This is a genomic window from Streptomyces odontomachi (assembly GCF_024435355.1).
Classification (GTDB): domain Bacteria; phylum Actinomycetota; class Actinomycetes; order Streptomycetales; family Streptomycetaceae; genus Streptomyces; species Streptomyces odontomachi.
This window is the reverse complement of the sequence record NZ_JAMJWG010000002.1, coordinates 380,619-394,811: the sequence shown is the minus strand read 5'-3', so window position 1 is coordinate 394,811 and position 14,193 is coordinate 380,619. Positions and strand designations below refer to the sequence as shown.

13 protein-coding genes and 1 pseudogene are annotated in these 14,193 nt (G+C 71.3%); 8 read left to right on the top strand and 6 right to left on the bottom strand.

All coding sequences use genetic code 11. From position 1 onward, the window contains the following. Window positions 1-20 precede the first annotated feature (20 nt). The 3 genes from NQO67_RS06360 (at window position 21) to metX (ending at window position 3,198) form a co-directional block, all read left to right on the top strand. Window positions 21-1,007 (top strand): ParB/RepB/Spo0J family partition protein, encoded by a 987-nt coding sequence (locus NQO67_RS06360; RefSeq protein ID WP_255947762.1) that lies wholly within the window; start codon window positions 21-23, stop codon window positions 1,005-1,007. 74 nt (window positions 1,008-1,081) lie between these two features. Continuing rightward, complete coding sequence (gene cysK / locus NQO67_RS06355) at window positions 1,082-2,062, top strand: cysteine synthase A (RefSeq protein WP_255947760.1); 981 nt, start codon at window positions 1,082-1,084, stop codon at window positions 2,060-2,062. Window positions 2,063-2,082: 20 nt separating this feature from the next. Further along, window positions 2,083-3,198, top strand: coding sequence for a homoserine O-acetyltransferase MetX (gene metX / locus NQO67_RS06350; RefSeq protein ID WP_255947759.1), 1,116 nt, complete (start codon window positions 2,083-2,085; stop codon window positions 3,196-3,198). Window positions 3,199-3,219: 21 nt separating this feature from the next. Here metX and NQO67_RS06345 read toward each other — a convergent pair whose 3' ends face one another. Together NQO67_RS06345 and NQO67_RS06340 are read right to left on the bottom strand one after the other, a co-directional pair. After that, the gene (locus tag NQO67_RS06345; RefSeq protein ID WP_255947748.1) at window positions 3,220-3,651 is read right to left on the bottom strand and encodes a hypothetical protein; all 432 of its coding nucleotides are present in this window, start codon (window positions 3,649-3,651) and stop codon (window positions 3,220-3,222) included. Between the two features lie 352 nt (window positions 3,652-4,003). Beyond that, a complete protein-coding gene (locus tag NQO67_RS06340; protein ID WP_255947746.1) occupies window positions 4,004-4,372 on the bottom strand; it encodes a hypothetical protein in 369 nt (122 codons plus the stop codon). A 141-nt stretch (window positions 4,373-4,513) separates the two neighbouring features. On the opposite strand from NQO67_RS06340, the gene NQO67_RS06335 reads away from it, so the two are divergent. Continuing rightward, complete coding sequence (locus NQO67_RS06335; protein ID WP_255947744.1) at window positions 4,514-5,428, top strand: glycoside hydrolase family 16 protein; 915 nt, start codon at window positions 4,514-4,516, stop codon at window positions 5,426-5,428. Between the two features lie 192 nt (window positions 5,429-5,620). Here the strand turns inward: NQO67_RS06335 and NQO67_RS06330 are convergent, their stop codons facing one another. After that, complete coding sequence (locus NQO67_RS06330; RefSeq protein WP_255947742.1) at window positions 5,621-6,079, bottom strand: MarR family winged helix-turn-helix transcriptional regulator; 459 nt, start codon at window positions 6,077-6,079, stop codon at window positions 5,621-5,623. 61 nt (window positions 6,080-6,140) lie between these two features. Here NQO67_RS06330 and NQO67_RS06325 point away from each other — a divergent pair, with 61 nt between their 5' ends. After that, complete coding sequence (locus tag NQO67_RS06325; protein WP_255947741.1) at window positions 6,141-6,929, top strand: alpha/beta fold hydrolase; 789 nt, start codon at window positions 6,141-6,143, stop codon at window positions 6,927-6,929. A gap of 83 nt (window positions 6,930-7,012) precedes the next feature. Continuing rightward, window positions 7,013-7,543 (top strand): annotated as a pseudogene (locus tag NQO67_RS44535) (glycoside hydrolase family 31 family protein); the annotation flags it as partial. Window positions 7,544-7,579: 36 nt separating this feature from the next. On the opposite strand, the gene NQO67_RS06320 reads toward NQO67_RS44535, so the two are convergent. Further along, window positions 7,580-7,867, bottom strand: coding sequence for a hypothetical protein (locus NQO67_RS06320; protein WP_255947739.1), 288 nt, complete (start codon window positions 7,865-7,867; stop codon window positions 7,580-7,582). A 248-nt stretch (window positions 7,868-8,115) separates the two neighbouring features. Here NQO67_RS06320 and NQO67_RS06315 point away from each other — a divergent pair, with 248 nt between their 5' ends. Continuing rightward, on the top strand, window positions 8,116-8,352 hold the full coding sequence (locus NQO67_RS06315; RefSeq protein ID WP_255947737.1) for a DUF1372 family protein: 237 nt from the start codon (window positions 8,116-8,118) through the stop codon (window positions 8,350-8,352). Window positions 8,353-8,492: 140 nt separating this feature from the next. Here NQO67_RS06315 and NQO67_RS06310 read toward each other — a convergent pair whose 3' ends face one another. Then, window positions 8,493-10,040 carry a pyridoxal phosphate-dependent decarboxylase family protein gene (locus NQO67_RS06310; RefSeq protein ID WP_255947734.1) on the bottom strand — a complete coding sequence of 516 codons (1,548 nt, stop codon included), beginning with the start codon at window positions 10,038-10,040 and terminating at the stop codon, window positions 8,493-8,495. Next, window positions 10,000-11,466 carry an MFS transporter gene (locus NQO67_RS06305; RefSeq protein WP_255947732.1) on the bottom strand — a complete coding sequence of 489 codons (1,467 nt, stop codon included), beginning with the start codon at window positions 11,464-11,466 and terminating at the stop codon, window positions 10,000-10,002. Before NQO67_RS06305 ends, NQO67_RS06310 begins: the two co-directional genes overlap by 41 nt. Window positions 11,467-11,620: 154 nt before the next feature. Between NQO67_RS06305 and NQO67_RS06300 the strand changes: the two genes are divergently transcribed. Beyond that, entirely contained in the window at window positions 11,621-14,182 is a 2,562-nt protein-coding gene (locus NQO67_RS06300; RefSeq protein ID WP_255947730.1) for an ATP-binding protein, read from the top strand. The last annotated feature ends 11 nt before the right edge of the window (window positions 14,183-14,193 follow it).

The window sequence follows — 14,193 nt, the reverse complement described above, 5'->3', positions numbered from 1 at the left end:
GTACTGAGGAAATCCCCGCCATGCCGAAACTCTTAGACCAGGATCAGGAAGAAAGCTTCCAGATCGACATAGTTGCCCTGCGGCCGGCAGACTCACCACGTTTCGACATCGACCCCCAGCATGTGCAGCGGCTCGCCGAGGGCGGTGCGGAGTTCCAGCCGATCCTGGTGCACCGGGAAACGATGCGCGTCGTGGACGGAATGCATCGGGTGCACGCGACGATACTGCGCAACCAGCACACCCTCGCCGTGCAGTGGTTCGACGGCGACGAGCAAGAGGCCTTCATGGCCGCGGTCGAGGCCAATGCGCGCCACGGCCTCCCGCTCTCCCGCGAGGAGCGCAGGCAGGCCGTCCTGCGCATCCTCCGGTACCACCCGGACTGGTCCGACCGGAGCATCGCCAAGCTGAGCGGCCTGAGCGCCAAGTACGTGGCCGCCATCCGGCGGCAGTCCGGCGAGGACGGCGCCCAGCCGCTGGTGCGCATCGGCCGTGACGGGCGGGCCCGACCGTCGAGCGCGACCGCGGGGCGTCTCGCGGCCGCCGATGTCATCAGGCGGAATCCGAACGCCTCACTGCGGGAGATCGCCCGGCAGTCCGGGATCTCCACGGGTACCGCACGCGATGTCCGAAGGCGTCTGGCCAGCGGTCAGGAACCGGTCCCGGAGAGCCAGCGCAAGGGCGGCGGGGAGAGCCGACCGAGCATCCCGCCGGCGGTGTCCGAGCGTCCGGGGGAGGGCTCAGGACCCGACCTGCAGCAGCGGATCACGCTGCTGCACCGGCTCCGCAAGGATCCCGCACTCCGGCTCAGGGAGAACGGCAGGTTCGTCCTTCAGCAACTGCGCAGGCAGTTGCTGAACACCGAGGACTTCAAGCGCCTCGCCCCCACCATTCCGATGCACGACAGAACCGCCGTCGCGGAGATCCTGTCCGGCTGCGCTGAGGACCTCATGGCGATCGCCCGAGAGCTGCGCAGTCTCGAGGACGTCGAGGACTCGCTGGTCGGCTGACGCGCCGAGTGACCCCTCCGACCGGGCACCACCTGGCCGGCCCGCAGCATTCGCCTACGAAGGACAGCTCCGCCATGCCTCTTTACGACAGCATTCTCGACACCATCGGCCGCACACCCATCGTCAGACTGAACCGCGTCGCCCCCGACCACGTCACGCTCTACGCGAAGGCGGAGGCGTTCAACCCCGGCGGGTCGGTGAAGGACCGCCTCGCGCTCTCCGTCATCCTCGACGCCGAGGCGTCGGGAGAACTGAAGCCCGGCGACACGATCGTGGAGTGCACCTCGGGCAATGTGGGCATCGCGCTGGCGATGGTGGCCGCGGCGCGCGGCTACCAGTTCGTGGCGGTCATGGGCGACACCTTCTCGGTGGAGCGGCGCAAACTCATCCGGGCCTACGGCGGCAGGGTCCTCCTCTTCCCCGTGCCCGAGACGGGCAGCGCCGGCGGAAACCGCTGGGCCGACGAGCTGGCGGAGAAGCACGGCTGGTTCCGGCCCCGGCAGTTCGAGAACCCGGCCAACCCCGCCTACCACCGGGAGACCACGGGGGCGGAGATCCTCAGCGACTTCGCCGGGAAGCGGCTGGACTACTTCATCACGGGCTCCGGCACCAGCGGCACCCTCACCGGCGTCGGCCAGATGTTGAAGCTCGCCCGGCCCGGTGTGCGGATCGTGACCTTCGAGCCGGAGAACGCCGCCGTGCTGGCCGGCCGGGAGTGGCACCACCACAAGATCCAGGGCTTGGCCCCCAACTTCGTGCCCGGGGTGCTCGACGAGAGCGTGATAGACGAGCTCACCACCGTGAACGAGACCGTGGCACGCGAGACCGCCCGCCGGCTCGCCGCCGAGGAGGGGATCCTCACCGGCATGTCGGCCGGAGCCGCCGTGGCGACGGCGCTGCGCGTCGCGGAGAGCGCCCCGGAGGGCTCGGTCCTGCTCGTCATGCTGCCGGACACCGGCGAGCGCTATCTGTCCAGCTACCTGTTCGAGGAACTGGCCGAGGGCTCGGACGACGCATGGCTCACCTCGCTCGACGAGGGCCCCAGCGGCGCCTGAACCTGAAGGGGGAGAGGTGCATGAGGGAATTCATCCCCCCTGCCACGCGCTTCGTCGACCTGCCCGACGGATTTCCGATGAAGCGCGGTGGCACGCTGCACGGTGCGCGCATCGGCTACGAGACCCACGGGAAAACGGACACGGCGCGTGGTGTCGTCCTGCTCCTCACCGGCCTCTCGGCCGATGCACACCCGGCCTCGCATCCGGACGACCCGAGCCCGGGATGGTGGCAAGCCATGCTCGGGCCGGGAAAGCCCATCGACACGGACCACTGGTATGTGATCTGCGTCAACTCGTTGGGGAGTTGCAAGGGATCGACGGGGCCCGCCTCGATCGACCCGAGCACGGGTGAGCCCTATCGGCTCGATTTCCCCGACCTCACGATGGAGGACATCGCCGACGCCGCTGCCTACACGGTGCGCGCGCTGGGTTTCGAGCGGCTGGACTGCGTGATCGGCTCCTCCATGGGGGGAATGAGCGCGCTGGCGCTGCTCGCCCGGCATCCCGGAATAGCGCGGAGCCACATCAACATATCCGGCGCCGTGCACTCGTTGCCGTACTCCATCGCCCTGAGGTCGCTGCAACGCGAGGTGATCCGCAGTGACCCGCACTGGGACCAGGGCCGGTACCACGCACAGCGGTATCCCCAGCGTGGCATGCTGATCGCGCGCAAGCTGGGCATGGTGACCTACCGTTCGGCCGGGGAGTGGGAGAGCCGGTTCGGCCGTGCACGGCTGAGCGGTCCGCGCCGCCCGGCGAAGGTGCCGTTCGGCATGGAATTCGAGATGGAGGGCTATCTGGAATTCCACGCCCACCGTTTCCTGCACGCCTTCGACCCCAACAGCTACCTCTACCTCAGCCATGCCATGGACCAGTTCGACCTGGCCGAGTGCTGCGGCGTGCCGGTGGGCGACGCACTGTCGGGCCTGCGCCTGGACAAGGCATTGGTGATGGGCGTGGGCACGGACATCCTGTTCCCGCTGAAGCAGCAGCAACAGATCGCCGAGGGGCTCACCGCAGGCGGCACCGATGTGCAGTTCCTGCCGTTGGAGTCCCCCCAGGGACATGACGCGTTCCTCATCGACACCGATCGGTTCGGGCCACCGATCGCCAAGTTCCTGTCGGTGGGATGGTGAGGCGGCCCCGGTGACTGACGGTCAACGGCGACGCGGCAGCGCGAGGAGGACCGCGGTCGCCCCCGTGGCCACCGCCTCCGCGACGAAGCTGGCGGTCTTCTCCGCGAACCAGAGGGGCTCGTACATGTCGGGGAACGGGCCGAACGCCCCGAGGTCGATATAGCGGTAGACCAGCACCGCGGCGAGCCCGCCGGCCGCGACGAGGAACGCGTACGCGCGGACGAGACGGTTTCTGAAGAAGAGCACGAGGAGCGCGGCGAGCGCGGCCAGGGCGGCTTCGATGCGGAAGAGGTCGCCCTGGCTGATGCTGGCGGAGTTGAGGTCGTAGGTGGGGGCGAGGTCGGCGTGCACGTAGGCGTCGACGGCCAGTGCCGCTGCCGCCACGACGCGGATCGGCAGCTCGACCAGCCTGGGCACGCCCGAGGAGGACCCACGGCGTGAGGCGTGCGACATCGGCGCGTGACCCTTCGCGAGAACGGGTGGTCGATGGGCGCGGGTGGCAGGCGGACGGGAAGGGGCGCGCCCGACCACCAGTCCAGCGCGATCCCGCACCGGTGAGGCGACTACGCAAGCTGGACGGCGCGGGGTCCACCCGTTCGGACGACCGGTGTGGAGCCGAACGGACCAGCTGGTCAAGCCCCGGCACGCGGCCGCGACGGCCGGCCGGCGAGCCGACTTCCGCGGGTTCCTCACGTGCCCTGGGTTCCTCACGTGCCCTGGCTGCCCGCTCCGCGCCCTTTCCGGACCCCGGTCGATCGCCCCGGGTGGCACGGCGCTTGGGGGCCCTTTCTCGGCCGGCTTCTCGTCAGCATTCCATGAGGGTGCACAGGCGTGCCACGACGTCCTGCACCGACCGGCCGTCGGTGTCCACGCACACGTCGCCGACCCCTGCGCGGTGCAGCGTCTCGGCTTCGTCGGCCGCCTGCGCGGCCAGACGATGCAGCGCGCCGGCGGTCAAGCCCTTGATCTCGTCGCCCGGCAGTTGCGGGCCTTCGCCCTCACTTCGCCGTTCGATCCGGTCCGTCAAGGCAGCGGGTCCGGCGTGCAGCCGGCACACGGGCAGCGTCGTTCCGGGAAGCAGTGCGGCATGGGCGCGGATGGTGTCCTCGCGGTCGGCGCCTCCCGAGACGACCAGGCAGCGGACCTCTGCGGCCCGCAGGAGGGGCCAGAGCACGGACAGGTTCCCCGCCCGTAGTTGCAGATGGCCGGCGTCCGATACGGCGACCGCGCATCCGGCGACCGCATATCCGGCGACCGTGGAATTCCCGGCCCGGAAGCAGCGTCGGACAGGCGTTTCGCGTCCTACGCTTCGCAGATGAATTTTCCTCACCCCTACCGCAAGGCCGCCGCGACGTTACCGGTGGCTCTGGCGTTCGTGTTGGGCTTCGCCCTGCCCTCGCCGGCCGCCGATACGTTCCCCTCGCAGGACGCGTGCCATGTCTCGGACAACAACCTGCCTTCGGGGAACTGCGGCCCGTTCACGCAGGTGTTCGCGGAGAACTTCAACGGGGACACCGTTGCGCTCGGCTCGTTCTCCGACTGCGACCACAACGTGGACACACCGTCGGCGTACTGCGGCGGGCTGCCGTCGGACTACCAGGCGGAGTTCTGGGCGTACCCCGCGGGCTGGTACGACACGGCCAACCCGAAGAACCACAGCAACGGCAACACCCGGACGTTCGGCGGGGAGTACCGCGCCGACAAGACCGTCTCCGTCACCCCGAACGGTTACGACGGCGGCGGGACCCTGGTCGTGGACATGTACCGGCCGACGAGCGGCGACAACTACGTGGGCGCGGTCGTCCCGAAGAAGTGCACGAACCAGACGTACGGGAAGTACTCCGAGCGCTTCCGGGTGACGAAGGCGGACCCCGGCTTCAAGATGGCGCACCTGTTCTACCAGGACCCCTACGAGATGGACTTCCCCGAGGCGGGCGGCTCGTTCCAGGACGACACCCTGGAGGGCTTCACGCACCCGGGCGAGGAGAGCGTGGACACCGGCGCAGCATGGTTGAACGTCACGCACACGACGTCGATCGAGTGGACGCCGGACCAGGTGAAGTACTACCTGGACGGCAAGCTCGTGCTGACCGCGAACGACCAGATCAGCGACGAGCCGATGGAGTGGGTGCTACAGAACGAGAGCGCGCTGTCGGGCGCGTACGCGGCCGTGGGCGCGCACGCCACCATAGCGACCACGTGGGTGACCTGCTACAGCTACGTGCCGTGAGCGGCAGCATGAGTCCCGAAGCCGGGCCCGCACCCGGACCCGGTCCCGGTCCGGGACCCGGTCCCGCACCCGGGCGTCGGCGTACGACCAAGCCGGCCCTGGCGGGGCTCTCCTAGTCCCACACGACTGTCGTCCAACGGCGGGGGACTGCGGCCTTCGTCTGATCTCGCGCTCGGTCGCAGCGGCGGCGGATCAGTGCGAAGGCCGCGTCCCGGAGCCTGACGCGTCGGGCCGGCCGTCGTCTTCCGCGGCCAGGCGCTGGAGCAGGTCGAGCAGGGTCGTGCGCTCGGCGTCGGACAGCGGGGCGAAGCAGGCGGCGAGCACCTCGTCGGCCACCTTGTGTCCTGCGGCGAGCAGTTGTTCGCCACGGGGGGTGAGGTGGTGTGCGTTCCGCCGGCCGTGGCCCGGGCGGCGTTCGACCAGGCCGTGGGCCAGGAGGCGGCCGGCCAGCGCGCCGAACGCCTGCTCGCTCTGGAAGGTCGCCGCGGCCAGGGTGCGGGCCGAAGCCCCGGGAGAACGGCTGATCGCGCGCAGGGCGTCCCACTGGGCGAGCGTCGTGCCCACCGCGGACAGCGCGGTGTCGAGGGCTCGGTGCTGTCGGTACTGGGTTTGCTTCACTGCCCTGCCGAGGGCTTGCAGGTCACCGTGCATGGGGTAAGTCTACGACACAACTAAACTAGCTTATATAAAGATGTTGAGTTACTGTCCTGGCATGCCTACGCACACCACGGCCGTCTACGACGACCTCCCCCTCACGCTCTCCGAAGCCGGCGACGGCCGCCCCGTTCTGATCCTGCACGGCGGTGGAGGGCCCGCCACGGTCACCGGCCTCGCCGGCCATCTGGCCCGTACCGCGCACACCCTCACCCCCGTCCATCCCGGCTGGGACGGCACCCTCCGCCCCGCCTGGTTCACCGGCATCGGCGACCTCGCCCTGGCCTACCTGCACCATCTCCACGACCGCGGTCTGAAGGACGTCGCGGTCGTCGGCTCGTCCCTGGGCGGCTGGACGGCGGCCGAGATGGCCGTACGTGACACCGCGGGGCTCATCACCGGACTCGTCCTGATCAACGCCGTCGGCGTGCACGTCGAGGGCGAACCGATCACGGACTTCTTCGCCCTCGACGCCCGTGGGGTCGCGGAACACTCCTGGCACGACCCGGACCGCTTCTACCGGGACCCAGCCGGCCTGCCACCCGACCGACGTGCCGCCGTGCAGGCCAACCTGGCCACCATGCGCACGCTCGCCGGCGATCCCTACATGCACGATCCCGAACTGCTGCACCGACTCGCACGTGTCCGGCAACCCACCCTGCTGCTGTGGGGAGAGAGCGACCGCATCGTCACGCCCGCCTACGGGGCCGCGTACGCCGCCGCGTTCGGCGACGGCCGGCTCGAAGTCATCCCCAAGGCGGGCCATCTCCCGCACCTGGAACGACCTGAGGCCGTCTTCCCCCTGATCGACGACTACCTGGCCCGCACGCGTACGCAGCAGCCCTGACGCCGGTCCGCCCGCGACGCCAACCGTTCAGGCTCCACCGCCTCGGGGAAAACCTGACGAACCAGCGCCGCCGCAGCGCCACAATGGCCCGCATGTCCAGCGAAGCCCATGACCCCCGTGCAGCCGTCGATGCCCTTTGGGGCGTCCTCGACCCGCTCTCCTACCCCGCTCGGATGCGTGCGCTGGCCGCGTGGACGCGGAACGAGGGGCGGAAAGGGGACAGCGGGCTGCGGCCGCTGCTCGACGAGTTGTGCGCGCGGGGGGCGCACGGCCGGCGGCTCGCCGTTGTCGCCGCGGCCATCGACGGGGACGTCGGCTTCCTGGAGGACCGGCTCGCATCCCCCGACGCCGTCGTACGCGGACAGGCACTGAGGGCCGCTCTGCACCGGCCGATCAGCGATGCCGCCCTGGAAAGGACGGTGGAGGACGCGCCCGCAGCCGTACGCCGTCAGGTCGCCACCGCCGTGGTCGCCGGTGGGCGTACCGCCCGTCCGGACGCCGACCCGGTCGCCGTCCGGCCCCCCGACGACCCCCGCATCTGGGACCACCAGCAGCAGTTCCGGCCCGGCTCCGCGCTGCTCGTGGCCCCGGTCACCGAACCCGGCGCGACACACCGCGACACGCGGGTCGCCGGAGCGGTCCGCGACGTCTTAGGGCGTACGGTCGCGCAGCGGCGTGCGGTGGTGGCTGTACTCGGAGTGGTACTGCATGATCGGCACGAAGCAGGAGAACAAGGTGACGTCGGCGAGCCGGTGCGGTGCGCCGTCCTCGTGCACCTCGTACCGGGCGTCACGGAACGCGGTGCACGTCGACTCGTCACTCCATGCCTCGATGACCAGGGCGCGCACCGGGATGTCCGTGTCGCGGTGGCGGTCCAGCTCGGCCATCACGCGGGACTGCGTGTTCCACCCGTTGCCGCTCGCCCACAGGCCGGACACCCACTCGGGGAGTTCCTCCGGGCGGCCCGCCTCGTCGAGGAAGGCCCCAGGACGTCGCTGGGCGAACCGGTGTGGAGTTGCGTGTCGAGCGCTCCGTCCGCACCGGCTTCCGCCTCGATCCGGCGGGCCGAGGTCGGCGGGTCTCGCCGCGAACCCGTCGCGCGGGAAAGGGTGTTAGGCGTGTCGCCGCGGGGCGCCCCGGCGAGGTCCTTAGACTGCTCCGGCCATCAAGTTGATCGGAGCACGACATGCGGCGCGTCGCCCTCGTCCTCATCGCAGTCACCGCCCTCGCACTCGCCGGGTGCAGCCGGGACTTCGACCGGGGCCCCACCGGGAAGGTCACCGACAAGGTGAAGAGCGGAAAGAGGTACTACCTGGTCGTCGATCCCACCAAGGGAGGCGACGTAAAGAAGTTCCGCGTCAGCAAGAGCGACTACCACGACTGCTACCGCGGCTCGAAGTACCCCCAGTGCGTGGATGACTAGGCACGCTCGTCAACCACCGCGCCCGGCAGTGTCAGTGGCGTCCCCTGGATTCGTCACATGAGTTCTTCCCTGTGATCGGCTTCCGCTTCTGACCTGCGCCGGCGGCGGGCATCGGGCACCCGGTCGGGACGGACCGGGCCTCACACCCGGAACAGCGAACCGACGAACTCCGCCAGCAGCCGCTCCTTCAGCCGGGGCGGAAGGGCGTCGAGCAGGGCCAGGACGGGAGCCATCCGGGTGGGCAGGCCGCTGCCCTCGCCGCCCAGGCCGGCGAAGGCCAGGAAGCCCGCCACCTCCTCGGGCGTGAGGGCGTCCGGGTCGAGGCCGGCGGCGAGTTCGACGAGACCCGGATCCACCACCACCGGTTCCAGCGCGCGTGCGGCGGCGACCGACTCGGCGAGGTCCACCAGCAGTTCGCCCACCCGGTCGGCCGTCGCCGGAGTCAGCGTCAGGTGCAGGTTGGGCGGCAGGCCGTCGTAGGAGAGTTGCGGTTGCAGGTACCAGCCGCGCTCCCGCATCTCGTCCGCGACATGCAGCACGAGACCCAGGTCCGGCGAGCCGGCATCCGCGTCGGGGGCCGCGGCCCGGTCCGCGGCAGGCCCGGTCACGGTGAACGCGACGAGGCTGCCCGCCGGTTCGCCGAGCACCCTGACGCCGTCCGTGGCCCGCAGGCCGGGCAGCAGCGCGTCGGCGGCCCGCGCCACCCGCTCGGCCAGCGCCGTGTACCCGTCCTCGCCGAGATGGTGCAGCACCGCCCACGCCTGGGCCAGCAGACCTCCGGACTTGGTGCCCTGCACGGTGGGGTTGACCACCGGGTAGCCCGGCCAGCCCGCGTGCGCGAAGTACTGGTGGCGCCGCAGCTCCGCGTCCCGGTAGAGGACGACGGAGGCCCCCTTGTCGGCGTACCCGTACTTGTGCAGGTCCACCGAGAGCGACGTGACGCCCCGCACCGAGAGGCCGAACGGCTCCACCGGGCGGCCGGCGCGGGCGAGGAAGGGAAGGAACCAGCCACCGATGCACGCGTCGACATGGCACAGCACACCCCGCTCGTCGGCCGCCGACGCCACCTGCTCCACCGGATCCTGCACCCCGTGCGCGTACGACGGCGCCGACACGACGACCAGCGCGGTCCGGTCGGTGATCGCCCCGGCGACCTCGGACGCCACGGCCCGGAACGTCACCGGGTCGACCGGCACCACCACCGTCTCGAGACCCAGGTAATGGGCCGCCTTGTGGAACGCCGCGTGCGCGGTCGACGGCAGGACGAGTTGCGGCCGCGTCACACCCCGCACGGCGCGGGCGTGGTCGCGGGCGGCCTTCACCGCGAGCAGGATCGACTCGGTGCCGCCGCTGGTGAACGTGCCCTGCGCGCCCGGCGCCCCGAGCACCGCGTTCACCGCGCCCACCACGTCGTTCTCCAACCGGGCCACGCTCGGGAAGACCGTCGGATCCAGGCCGTTGACGGTCGCGAAGGCGCCGTAGGCCGCGGCAGCGAGCTCGTCCACCTCGGGCAGGCCGGGGTCGTACACGTAGGCGAAGGTACGGCCGCCTCTGGTCGGGGCGTCAGCGGCGCGCAGGTCGCGAAGCCGGGCCAGCAACTCGTCGGCGGGGCGGCCGGAGGCGGGGAGGGCGCTCGCGCGCGGCGGCTCAGGGACCACGGTGTCTCTCTTCCTGGGTGCGAGGGGCATCGGCAGCGGTGGAGGGCGCACCGGCGCCGGAGTCCGTATCGGGATCGACCTCGTCGCCGTGACCGAGGCGGGCGGACTCCCGTCGGAAACGGCGCAGCAGCAGGAGCGCGGCCGAGGACAGGACTGCCGGCAGCAGGCTCATGCCGACGGTGATGCCGGTGAGGGCCGCCGGCGGCTGGGCCACGCGCCGGTCGGCCGCGGACGAGTGGAACCCGGTCACCGTCAGTACGAGCGCGAACAGGGCAGGACCCAGCGCCAGGGCGAGCGTCTCGACCGCGGTCCACAGCCCGGTGAAGGTCGCGGCGCGCCGCCGCCCGGTCCGGGCCGCGTCGGCCGCCAAGGTGTGCGCCAGCAAGGTCAGGGGCAGCAGCTGGAGCCCCGCGTAGGCCACGCCGACCAGCGCCACGGCCGCGTAGCCGACGGCGGGTGCCGTGTACGGAGTCGGGAACAGCGCCGCCGAGGCGCCGGTGAAGAGCAACGAGGCGCAGCCCTGGGCGTATCCGGTGCCGCGGGCGCGGGCGAGCCGGTTCCACAGCGGCATCACCAGCAGCAACGGGCCGATCATGCAGACGAACAGCCACGTGACGGCGCCCGCGGAACGCAGCGTGTACGTGGCGAAGTACTGGGTCCCGGCCAGCATCACCCCCACCGCGAGCGCCTGCACCGCCCACATCCCGGCCAGCGCAGCGAAGGCCCGGTTGTCCCGGCCGGCGGCGAACTGGGCCCGCAACGAACCCTCCGCCTCGCTGCGTGCGACGACCGGGGCCGCACGGGTGGTCCGCCAGGCCCCGAGCATGCCGGCGGCCAGGAGCAGACCGATCACCACACCCATCCTGCGGTAGCCGGCCGCAGCGTCCCCGCCCGCGTGGGCGAGGGCGGGCGCCAGCGCCCCCGACAGCAGGATGGCGGCGCCGAGGAACGCGACCCGCCAGCCCAGCACCCGGCCACGTTCCGCCGGATCCCCGGTCATCTCGGCGGGCATGGTCACGTACGGCACCTGGAACACGGCGTACGCCGTCGCCGCGAGCAGGAACAGCAGGGCCACGTAGCCGGCGGCGGCCGCCCCGTGCCACGGCGGAGCCGCGAAGATCAACGCGAAAAGCGGCGGCAGGGTCACCGCGCCGACCAGCAGGAACGGCCGACGGGACCCGCCCTGCACCCGGCTGCGGTCGGCGACGGCACCGATCACCGGGTTGATCAGCACGTCCCACGCCTTGGGCAGGAAGACGGCGGCACCGGCCACCGCGGGCGGGACGGCCAGCACATCGGTGAGGTAGTAGAGCAGGATCAGTCCGGGGACGGTGCCGAAGGTGCCGGTGGCCAGCGAGCCGAGCCCGTAGCCGATCCGCACCGCGCGCGGCAGCGGCGCCGCGCGGACCGCGGCGGCGCCCCTCCCGTCGTCGGCTCCAGAGGCGGCGTGCGTCATTGCTGGGGTTCACCGCAATCTGGTTCGGGGCGCGGACCGGCGAGGGAATCGGAGGCACTTCGGTCGGAGGTCTCCCGGCGATCGAGGTTTCCGCCGGAGCGAACGCACCGTAACCGGCGGTACTCGGGCGGGGGAAGGCCCCGGACAGCGGCTCATGCGCCGGCCATTCCTGAAATCCGACGACCCGAACCCCGACGGACGCCACCATGGACGTGCAGAAGTCCGGGGCCGCACGCCCGAGTTCACCGGCCAGGCCAGTGAGGGGATCGCCGTGGTGGAGGAACCGCCGGCAGGCAACCCGACATCCGGTTCCGTGCACAACCGGATGTCGGGTTCCGCGCGGAACGTGGTGCAGGCACGGGACATCAGCGGAGGCGTGCACTTCCACCACGCCGACGCGGCGCCCGTCCCGTCCGCCGCACCCCCGCCACGCCAGCTCCCCGCGGGCATCGCGCACTTCGTGAACCGATCCGCGGAATTCAGGGGCCTTGCCTCCGCCCTGAGCGCGGCGCACGGTACCTCGTCGCGGATCCCCACCGTGGTGATCACCGGAGCCCCCGGCGTCGGGAAGACGTCCTTGGCGCTGCGCTGGGCCCACCAGGTCGCCGAACGCTTCCCGGACGGCCAGCTCTACGTCAACCTGCGCGGACACGACTACGACGCCCCGCTGCCACCGATCGAGGTGCTGCACGGCTTCCTCACCGCGCTCGGCATCATGAAGCAGGCCGTTCCGGAGGACCTGGAGGCCGCCGCCGCCCTCTTCCGCTCCTGTCTCGCGAACCGGACGGTTCTGCTGCTCCTGGACAACGCGGCCGACGCCGCGCAGGTCAGGCCCCTGCTTCCGGCCGGTCCCGGTTCGCTGACCATCGTCACGAGCAGAAGTCGACTGTCCGGCCTGTCGGTACGCGAAGGGGCGCACCGCATGGTTCTGGACCTGCTGTCCGAAGCGGAGGCCGTCGCCCTGCTGCGTACGGTCATCGAGGGCCACCGCACGGACGACGATCCGGACGAACTGGCCGAGCTTGCGCGGCTGTGCGCGCGACTTCCCCTGGCCCTTCGTATCGCGGGAGAACGGATCGTCAGCCACCCCCACCTCCGCCTGGCGGACCTGATCGCGCAACTGCGTGACCACGCCTCGCGGTGGCATGCGCTGAGCACGGACGAGGAGGGCTCTTACGATGTGCGCACCGTCTTCGACTGGTCGTACCAGGCCCTGCCGGCGCCGGTGGCCCGGCTCTTCCGGCTCCTCGGGGCACATCCCGGCATCGAGTTCAGCCTGCACGCCGCCGCCGCTCTCGCCTCCGTCAGCACGATCCGGGCGCGGCTCCTGCTGGACAAGCTGACGGCAGCGCACCTGCTGGAACAGATCGCGGCCGACCGCTTCCAGTTCCACGACCTGCTGCGCGTCTACGCCGCCGACCAGTTCCGCGCCCTCGAACCGGCGGACGAGCAGCAGGCGGCGTCACGACGCCTGCTGTCGTGGTACTTCCAGGCGGCGACCACCGCCCTGCTCCGCATAGAGCCCCAGGTCACCGACCTGCCGACGCCGCCACCCGTGGACGCCGTCGAGCCCCTGTCGCTCCCGGACCGCGACCAGGCCATCGCGTGGTTCCACCGGGAGCACGCCAACCTCAACGCCGCGGTCCGTGCCGCCGCGCAGGCGGGACTGGACGAGTTCGCCTCGAAGTTGCCGCTCGTCCTGTGGCGGAGCAACGCTCTCCCCATCACCTCCGCGGAACTGATCGACATGGCCGGCACCTCCCTCGAAGCCAGCCGTCGCCTCGGAGATCGTGCCGGCGAGGCCCGCATGCTGACCCGCATGGGCAGGGCGCTGTCCAACCAGCGCCGCTTCGCGGAGAGCCTGACCTGCCAACGGCAGGCGCTTGCCCTCCACCGCGAACTGCATGACCGTCTGGGAGAGGCCATGTCCCTCGGCGCGATCGGCCTCGACCACTTCCGGGCGAAGGAACACGACACGGCTGCCTCCTGGCTGGAGGCGGCATGCGAGGTGTTCCAGGAGGTAGGGGAGCCCCGGCTCGGCGCCTCGACCATGGTTGACCTGGCGCACTGCAAACTGGACGCGGGTCACGGAGCGGAGGCGGCTGTGATCGCCGAGCGGGCGCTGGAGGCCCACCTCGCCGTGGGCGACAGGCAGGGCGAGGGGCGGGCCCTGCGCGTCCTCGGCAACATCCACCGCAGCAACGGCGATCTGCGTGCGGCCCTGCGCGCCGCGCAGCGGAGCGTGGAGTGCGCGGTGCACCTGAAGCACCCCAGATCGGAGGCGACGCGCCTGCTGTCGCTCGCCGCGGTTCAGGAGGATCTCGACCTCTTCGACGACGCCCTGGCCTGCTACGCGCGTGCCGCGAAGATCTTCCGCGGTGTCGACGACCACTTCTACGAGGCGATGGCCTGGTACTACAGCGCTGCCGTGTACCACCGGGTCGGACGTGACGCCGAGGCCGAGTCCCTGCTCCGGCAGGCCGCGGCGGTCTTCTACAGCCACTCCGACCGATGGCAGGAGGCGCTGACTCTCGACCGGCTCGCCTCCGTCGTGCGCGCGACCGACGTCGAGCAGGCCCGCCGTCTCTGGCGTACCGCGCTCAGGCAGGTCGCCGAGTTCGACAGTCGCGGGGCCGCGGCGGTACGGGCCCGGATCGAAGCCCGCCTCGCGGAGGCCGGGCCCGGGGACGCGGACGGTCCGCCCGTCGCCGACTGACGGGGAGGCGG